7 protein-coding genes and 1 pseudogene are annotated in these 6,491 nt (G+C 67.6%); 2 read left to right on the forward strand and 6 right to left on the reverse strand.

From position 1 onward, the window contains the following. Together DBR34_RS22385 and DBR34_RS08025 are read right to left on the reverse strand one after the other, a co-directional pair. A pseudogene (locus tag DBR34_RS22385) lies at window positions 1-165 on the reverse strand (FAA hydrolase family protein); the annotation flags it as partial. Between the two features lie 116 nt (window positions 166-281). Continuing rightward, complete coding sequence (locus DBR34_RS08025) at window positions 282-560, reverse strand: hypothetical protein (RefSeq protein ID WP_128096400.1); 279 nt, start codon at window positions 558-560, stop codon at window positions 282-284. A 177-nt stretch (window positions 561-737) separates the two neighbouring features. Here DBR34_RS08025 and DBR34_RS08030 point away from each other — a divergent pair, with 177 nt between their 5' ends. Further along, entirely contained in the window at window positions 738-1,085 is a 348-nt protein-coding gene (locus DBR34_RS08030; protein WP_128096401.1) for a Rieske 2Fe-2S domain-containing protein, read from the forward strand. Between the two features lie 28 nt (window positions 1,086-1,113). On the opposite strand, the gene DBR34_RS08035 is transcribed toward DBR34_RS08030, so the two are convergent. The 4 genes from DBR34_RS08035 to thiS all read right to left on the reverse strand — a co-directional run bounded on the left by DBR34_RS08035 (window position 1,114) and on the right by thiS (window position 4,778). After that, entirely contained in the window at window positions 1,114-2,961 is a 1,848-nt protein-coding gene (locus DBR34_RS08035) for an SLC13 family permease (RefSeq protein WP_128096402.1), read from the reverse strand. Window positions 2,962-2,988: 27 nt separating this feature from the next. After that, entirely contained in the window at window positions 2,989-3,723 is a 735-nt protein-coding gene (gene trmB, locus DBR34_RS08040) for a tRNA (guanosine(46)-N7)-methyltransferase TrmB (protein WP_128096403.1), read from the reverse strand. Beyond that, a complete protein-coding gene (locus DBR34_RS08045; RefSeq protein WP_128096404.1) occupies window positions 3,723-4,514 on the reverse strand; it encodes a thiazole synthase in 792 nt (263 codons plus the stop codon). Before DBR34_RS08045 ends, trmB begins: the two co-directional genes overlap by 1 nt. 63 nt (window positions 4,515-4,577) lie before the next feature. Next, window positions 4,578-4,778, reverse strand: coding sequence for a sulfur carrier protein ThiS (thiS, locus tag DBR34_RS08050; protein ID WP_128096405.1), 201 nt, complete (start codon window positions 4,776-4,778; stop codon window positions 4,578-4,580). 200 nt (window positions 4,779-4,978) lie between these two features. Between thiS and DBR34_RS08055 the strand changes: the two genes are divergently transcribed. Continuing rightward, on the forward strand, window positions 4,979-6,491 hold a 1,513-nt coding region (locus tag DBR34_RS08055; RefSeq protein ID WP_128096406.1), incomplete at its 3' end, for an autotransporter domain-containing protein.

Consider the following 6,491-nt stretch of genomic DNA (forward strand, 5'->3'; position numbering starts at 1 on the left):
GAACATCGGACGCCCGCGGTCATCGGCTGCGGGAACGGCGGCGCCCATCTCGCGCGCGTGGTCGGCGAAGTTGCGCCCAACGCAGTAGATGCGGCGCACCGGGAACGTGCCGCCACCGGCCACCGGAATGCGCGGTTGCTCGGGCGTGGGAATTACATCGGTCATGCTCGCGTCCTGTCACGTTGGGTCACAGGCAGTCTAGAACGAGCGCGCGCGCGGTGCCACGCCGAACGTGGCCGAATACGGGACAGGCTGGGGCCGCGCGACGGCGCGGCAATCACTCAACGCGACAGCGGCAAGGCCTGCTTGCGAACCACGCGGTACTCGGCGTCAACCACCTGCGGGTCGCTCGGGCGCGCGCCCTGCTTGCGCTGGGCAAGCAGCTTCCACGCAACGCCGGCGATGATCATCGCCGCGCCCACGAACACCCCCACGAATACCAGCGCGGCCAGGATGGCCAAGCCCAACAGACCCACCGCGACGCGCACCAACGGATGGCGCGGCTTGCGCGGCGCGAACAGGGTGCGGAACGTGTTGAACTGGAAGTAGCGCTTGTACATGGCGTTTCTTTGGGCTGAAGTCAGCGAGCCATCAGTATCCGGGGTGGTCCCTGTCATTGAGTGAAAAACTCGTTAAACGTACCGCGCTTTCATTTCAAATCAATGACTTGTGTTCATCGCCGGGCCAGCCACGTGACGGCGTGAGAGAATGCCGCCCCGTTGAATACGCGTGCCGACATGTCCGTTTCCCATACCGCCGCCGCTCCCCTGATGGCCCTGGACGCCATTGCCGACGCAGGCTTTGCCGAGGTCGAGGTCACCCTGGACGGCGACAGTGAATCGCTGGTCATGTACCGCGCCGGTGACGACGTCCGCGGGTGGCTGAACATCTGTCCGCATGCCGGCCGCCGCCTGGACTGGGCCCCGGGACAGTTCCTGAAAAGCCGCGAGGGCCACCTGGTGTGCGCCGCACACGGCGCGTCGTTCTCGCTCGACGACGGCAGCTGCGTGGCCGGCCCGTGCAAGGGCGACCGCCTGCGCGAAGTGCCGCTGCAGGTGCGCGACGGCCAGGTGTGGCTGCGGTAGGGAGCGACCGTGGGTCGCTACGCCATCCTCAGAACATCAGGTTGATCATCGCCACCACCACGATGGTGTAGATCAACGACAGCGGTGCACCCACGCGCCATAGCTCGCGCGGGGTGTAGTTGGCCGGCCCGGTGATCATCGAGATCACCGGATTGGACGCGGTCATCAGGTTGTTGGACGCCGACAACGCCACGATCAACGCGAACGCGGTGGGGTTGCCGCCCGCGGCCAGCGCCAGGTTCACCGCGATGGGCACCATCACGATGGTCGCGCCCACGTGGCTGATGGTCAGCGAAAACACGGTGGTCAACAGCGCCAGCGCGATCTCCAGTACCCACACCGGAATGCCGGTGGGCAGGCGGTCGATGGTATGCCCGGCCACCCACGCCGCCGCGCCGCTGCTGTCCATGGCCCAGCCCAGCGGAATCAGGCCGGCCATCATGAAGATGGTCTTCCAGTTGATCGAGGCGTACGCCTCGTCCATGCGCAGCACGCCGGTGAGCAGCATGCCGGCCACGCCGGTCATCAGGGTCAGTGCCACCGGCAGCTTGGAGGTCAGCGCGATCAGGATGGTGATGGCGAAGATGCTCATCGCGATCTTGAACTTGTGCGGGCGCTGCTCGCCCTTGGGGTAGTCGGTGACCACCACGAAGTCGCGGCTCTTGGCGGCCTGGGCCAGGTCGGTCCAGATGCTGTGGAAAACCAGCATGTCGCCGGCGCGCAGGGCTACGTTGCGCACGTCCTCGCGGATCACCTGCTTGTCGCGGTTGATCGCCAGCAGGCTGATCCCGCGCTGCTTGCGCAGCCGCAGTTCCGAGGCGGTCTTGCCGATCACGTCGGAGGTGGGCGGCACCACGGCCTCGGAAATACCGGCGCGGCTCGGGTTGAACAGGTCGCCCAGGTGCTTCAGGCGCGAGGACATGCGCAGGAACTGGTTCTGCGCGAAGTCGTTGACCTGCGCGCGGGCGCCCATCACCCCCAGCACGCTGCCCACCCAGATGCGCATCTCCGCCGGCGGTGCCAGCCGGGTGTCGTTGCCGGTCTTGAGCGCAAGCAGCAGCGGCGCGTCGTGCACGTTCTCCGCCTCGCCCAGGGTCATGCCCACGAGGGGGCTCTCGGCGCTGACCACCAGCTCGAACACGTCGCCTTCGATGCCGTAGGTCTTGGCGAAATAGCTTTCGGTACGCGCCGGGGTGACCCCGTCGTTGGCCAGGGTTTCTTCTTCAACCAGCTTGCGGTCGCCGAAGTAGCGGAAATACAGCAGCGAGGCGACCAGCAGCGCCACGCCGATCGGCAGCGGCGCGAACATGCGCAGCGGCTCGATGGTGGCCAGGCCCGAGGGCAGGTTGTTGTTGGCCGACGCCAGCAGATCGTTGAGCAGGATCAGCGGCGAATTGCCGACCATGGTCAGCGCACCGCCCATCACGATCGCCGCGGCAATCGGCAGCAGCAGGCGCTGCAGGGTCAGCCCGGTGCGTGCGGCCAGCCGCGAGGCCACCGGCAGGTACAACGCCATCACGGACGGGTTCTGCATGAACGAGGAGTTCAAGCCGGCAATGGCGGTAGTCATCATCAGCAGGCGGGTTTCCACCCCATGCCCCCGGCGCAGCAGCCACGCCGCCAGCCGGTTCAACGCCCCGGTGCGGTCCAGACCCGCACCGAGGATGGTGGTGGCGATGATGCTCATCACCGCATTACCGGAGAAGCCGCCGAAGATCTCCTCCGGCGCGATCAGGCCGGTGACACCCAGTACCACCAGCACCACCAGCGCCACCACGTCGGCGCGGATGCGCTCGAACAGGAACATCGCCATCGTGAAGCCGACCAGCCCGAGCACGAGCTTCATATCGGTGGTCAGCGTCAGCGCGGTATCCATGGGGTGGCGCGGTTCCTTTGGCGAGGATCAGGTGCGGTCGTACAACAGGTCCCACACGCCATGGCCGAGCTTCTGGCCACGGGTTTCGAAGTGGGTCTGCGGGCGCCATTCGGGGCGGTCCACCTGGCCGCGCGGACCGGCGCGGTTGGTCAACCCGTCCGTGGCGTCCAGCACGTCCCACATCTGCTCGGCGTAGTCTTCCCAGTCGGTGGCACAGTGCAGGCGGCCGCCACTGCGCAGCTTGCGCACCAGCAGCGCGGCGAACGCCGGCTGGATCAGGCGTCGCTTGTTGTGGCGCTTCTTGTGCCACGGGTCCGGGAAATAGATGCGGACCTCATCGAGCACGCCATCGGCGATTTCCTTTTCCAGCACCTCCACCGCATCGTGGTGGTACAGGCGCACGTGGTCGGCGTTGTCGTCGGCCAGCGCATTGAGCAGGCGGCCCACGCCGGGGGCGTGCACTTCCAGGCCGATGTAGTCGCGGCTGGGGTCCTGCTGGGCGGCAAAGCGCAGCGCGGCACCGTTGCCGAAGCCGATTTCCAGCACCTTGCGCGCGTCACGGCCGAAGGTGGCGTCCAGGTCGCGCGGCTCGCCGGTGAAGTCCAGGCCGAAGCGCGGCCAGCGATCGTCGAACGCGCGCTGCTGGGCAGGGGTGAAGCGGCCCTGGCGCAGCACGAAGCTGCGGACCTCGCGGCGGCCTTCGGTAATGGTGAACGGCTTGGCCGGGGCCTTGGCGCCGGCACTGTCGAAAGGATTGGTCATCAGATCAGCCCATCCACCGGCGAGGACGCACTGGCGTAGCGCTTGCGCGGAATGCGCCCGGCCAGGAACGCCTCGCGCCCGGCCTCGACCGCCTTGCGCATCGCGCTGGCCATCAGCACCGGATTGCGGGCGCCGGCAATGGCGGTGTTCATCAGCACGCCGTCGCAGCCCAGTTCCATCGCGATCGCCGCATCCGAGGCGGTGCCGACGCCGGCGTCGACGATGATCGGCACCTTGGCGTCTTCGATGATCTGCAGCAGGTTGTACTTGTTCTGGATGCCCAGGCCCGAGCCGATCGGCGCGGCCAGCGGCATCACCGCGGCGCAGCCGATCTCTTCCAGGCGCTTGGCCAGGATCGGGTCGTCGGAGGTGTAGACCATGACCGCGAAACCATCCTTGACCAGCTGCTCGGCGGCCTTGAGGGTCTGCACCACGTCCGGGTACAGGGTCTTCTGGTCGCCCAGCACTTCCAGCTTGGTCAGGTTGTGGCCGTCCAGCAGCTCGCGGGCCAGGCGGCAGGTGCGCACGGCGTCTTCGGCGGTGTAGCAGCCGGCGGTGTTGGGCAGGATGGTGTAGCGGTCCGGCGGCAGCACGTCGAGCAGGTTCGGCTCGCCCGGGTTCTGCCCGATGTTGGTGCGGCGGATCGCCACGGTCACGATCTGGGCACCGGCGGCATCGGTGGCGATGCGGGTTTCTTCCAGGTCCTTGAACTTGCCGGTGCCGGTCAACAGCCGGGAACCGTAAGTCTTGCCGGCGATCACCAGCGCGTCGTTGGGGGCGTGTGGATTCATGGCGCGAATTATCGCCTATCGCGCGTCACGATGTTGCGCCCGGCAACGCGGCGTCCAACACGGTCAACCACCGCCCAGCGCATGCACGATTTCGACCACGTCGCCGTCCTGCAGGGTGTGGCTGGCATGCCGACTGCGGGTGACGATCTCGCCGTTGACCTCCACCGCCACCCGGCGCTCAAGCAGTTGCTCGGTGTGCAGCAGGTCGTGGACGGTGGCGCTTTGCGGAAGCTGGCGGGTGTCGCCATTGAGGACGATGTTCATGACGCCATTGTCCCTAATTGTGGCCGGGGTGCGTACCCTTGCCGGCCGCCTGCCGGGGCGACGGAGGCCGTCGCGCGGCGTTTCCGGGGCTCCGGGGGTATTTCATGCGGCGACGCAGCGTGAATTGCCCCGGGCGCAGTGAAACCATTGCCACCGTGCGCCGGCGTACGTCGGTTGTTCCCCACTTCAAGGAGCTTTACATGCTGCTCAGCAAGCGCCCCCTGCGTTCCCTGATGGCCGTGGCCATTGCCATGGCCGCCCTGCCGGCCATGGCCCAGTCGCCGTATACCAAGACCGTGGTATTTGGCGACAGCCTGAGCGACGCCGGCTACTTCCGCCCGCTGCTGCCGGCCAGCGCGAACCCGATCATCGGCCAGTTCACCACCAACCCCGGTTGGATCTGGGCCGAGTACGTGGCCGACTACTACGGCACCAACGGCGGCGCGCACGGCAACGGCCAGAACGGTGACAACTACGCCATCGGCGGCGCCCGCGTCGGCGTGGATACCAGCCAGGTGCTGGTGCCGGGTACCCCGGCAGTGCCGGTGTATTCGCTCAAGACCCAGATGAACCAGTACCTGGCGGCCAATGGCGGCAAGGCCGACCCGAACGCGCTGTACACCGTATGGGGCGGCGCCAATGACCTGTTCGCCATCCAGCGCGGCGCGCCGGTGGCCGCCACCCTGGGCGCGGCGGTGACCGATCAGGTCGGCATCGTCGGCACGCTGAAGGCGGCCGGTGCCCAGTACGTGGTGGTGCCCACCATTCCCGACATCGGCCTGACCCCGGACGCGCGCGCCGCCGGCCCGGCGGGCATGGCGGCCGGGACCGCCCTGGCCAAGGCCTACAACGACGCATTGTTCGGTGGGCTGAAAGCGGCCGGCCTGCAGGTGATTCCGGTGGACACCTTCCATATCCTGCAGGAGATCGTTGCCAGCCCGTCCACCTACGGCTTCGTCAACGCTACCGGCAAGGCCTGCCTCACCGCGACCTCGCTGACCTGCAGCCCGGCCGCCTATGCGACACCGGACGCCTACCAGACCTACGTGTTCGCCGATGGCGTGCATCCGTCCAACGCGACCCACCAGATGCTGGGCCAGTACACGCTGTCGATCCTGGAAGCCCCGCGCAACCAGCAGATCCTGACCCACTCGGCGCAGACGGTCGGTCGTTCGCGCGCCGACCAGGTCAGCTGGCACCTGGGCGGCCGTCCGGCTGACGGCCTGAGCTGGTGGGGCAACCTGCGTGGCGACATGCAGCGCTACGCACATGCCGACCTGTACGACGGCATGGCCCCGGCCGGCCTGTTCGGCGTGGATTGGGCGCGTGACGGCATGGTGGTCGGCGGCTTCGCCGGCTATGGCCGCATGGACGCCGATTTCGGCAACAGCAAGGGCGACTTCACCCAGTCCGATACCTCGCTGGGCCTGTTCGCCGGCTGGTATGGCGAGCGCGTGTGGGTCAACGGCCAGGTCAGCTACAGCTGGCTGGACTACGACGTCACCCGCAAGGTCCAGCTGGGCCCGGCGACCCGTATCCATGAAGGCTCGCCGGAAGGCAGCAACCTGACCGCCGCGTTGAACGCCGGGTATGAGTTCGGCACCGAGGGCGGCTTCCGCCATGGTCCGGTGGCTGCGGTGATCTGGCAGAAGGTCAAGCTGGACGGCTACACCGAGAGCAACCCGAGCGCCACCGCGCTGGGCTATGGCGACC

The organism is Stenotrophomonas sp. HMWF003, assembly GCF_003061285.1.
GTDB lineage: Bacteria > Pseudomonadota > Gammaproteobacteria > Xanthomonadales > Xanthomonadaceae > Stenotrophomonas > Stenotrophomonas maltophilia_AP.

Excerpts from the sequence above, each read along its gene's own strand:
- DBR34_RS08025 (WP_128096400.1), bottom strand. The coding sequence starts at position 560 with ATGTACAAGCGCTACTTCCAGTTCAACACGTTCCGCACCCTGTTCGCG.
- DBR34_RS08030 (WP_128096401.1), top strand. The coding sequence starts at position 738 with ATGTCCGTTTCCCATACCGCCGCCGCTCCCCTGATGGCCCTGGACGCC.
- DBR34_RS08035 (WP_128096402.1), bottom strand. The coding sequence starts at position 2,961 with ATGGATACCGCGCTGACGCTGACCACCGATATGAAGCTCGTGCTCGGG.
- trmB (WP_128096403.1), bottom strand. The coding sequence starts at position 3,723 with ATGACCAATCCTTTCGACAGTGCCGGCGCCAAGGCCCCGGCCAAGCCG.
- DBR34_RS08045 (WP_128096404.1), bottom strand. The coding sequence starts at position 4,514 with ATGAATCCACACGCCCCCAACGACGCGCTGGTGATCGCCGGCAAGACT.
- thiS (WP_128096405.1), bottom strand. The coding sequence starts at position 4,778 with ATGAACATCGTCCTCAATGGCGACACCCGCCAGCTTCCGCAAAGCGCC.